This is a genomic window from Acinetobacter sp. A1, assembly GCF_012371315.1.
Lineage (GTDB): Bacteria > Pseudomonadota > Gammaproteobacteria > Pseudomonadales > Moraxellaceae > Acinetobacter.
This window is the reverse complement of the sequence record NZ_JAAZQY010000078.1, coordinates 1-1,174: the sequence shown is the minus strand read 5'-3', so window position 1 is coordinate 1,174 and position 1,174 is coordinate 1. Positions and strand designations below refer to the sequence as shown.

Sequence of the window (1,174 nt, the reverse complement as noted above, 5' to 3'; positions counted from 1 at the left end):
GAACGTAATAAGCCACACGTTAACGTGGGCACAATCGGTCACGTTGACCATGGTAAAACAACTTTAACAGCTGCAATTGCAACTGTATGTGCAAAAACATTCGGTGGTGAAGCGAAAGACTACGCTGCAATCGACTCTGCACCAGAAGAAAAAGCACGTGGTATTACAATTAATACTTCTCACGTAGAATACGACTCTCCAACTCGTCACTACGCGCACGTAGACTGCCCAGGCCACGCCGACTATGTTAAAAACATGATCACTGGTGCTGCTCAGATGGACGGTGCGATCCTTGTTTGTTCAGCGACTGATGGTCCAATGCCACAAACTCGTGAACACATCCTTCTTTCTCGTCAGGTAGGTGTACCTTACATCATCGTATTCTTAAACAAATGCGATATCGTAGACGACGAAGAGTTAATCGAATTAGTTGAAATGGAAGTTCGTGAACTTCTTTCTACTTACGACTTCCCAGGCGATGACACTCCAGTAATCCGTGGTTCTGCTCTTGCAGCACTTAACGGTGAATCAGGTCAATACGGCGAAGACGCTGTTGTAGCTCTTGTTGAAGCGCTTGACACTTACATTCCAGAGCCAGTACGTGCAATCGACCAAGCATTCTTAATGCCAATCGAAGACGTATTCTCAATTTCTGGTCGTGGTACAGTAGTAACTGGCCGTGTTGAAACTGGTATCGTGAAAGTAGGCGAAGAAGTTGAAATCGTTGGTATCAAAGACACAGTTAAAACAACTGTAACTGGCGTAGAAATGTTCCGTAAACTTCTAGACGAAGGTCGTGCGGGTGAGAACTGTGGTGTTCTTCTACGTGGTACTAAGCGTGAAGACGTACAACGTGGTCAAGTACTTGCTAAACCAGGTACAATCAAGCCACACACTAAATTCGATGCAGAAGTATATGTACTTTCTAAAGAAGAAGGTGGTCGTCACACTCCATTCCTTAACGGTTACCGTCCACAATTCTATTTCCGTACAACTGACGTAACTGGTGCAATCCAGTTGAAAGAAGGCGTTGAAATGGTAATGCCAGGTGACAACGTAGAAATGTCAGTAGAATTAATCCACCCAATCGCAATGGACGCTGGTTTACGCTTCGCGATCCGTGAAGGTGGTCGTACTGTAGGTGCGGGTGTTGTTGCTAAAGTAACAGCATAAT

General features: G+C 45.1%; 1 protein-coding gene. It reads left to right on the top strand.

Annotation, left to right across the window (positions count from 1 at the left end):
• Positions 1–1,173: elongation factor Tu (gene tuf, locus HHA41_RS12970; RefSeq protein WP_171525317.1), on the top strand; the 1,173-nt coding region annotated here is incomplete at its 5' end.
• Position 1,174 lies beyond the last annotated feature (1 nt).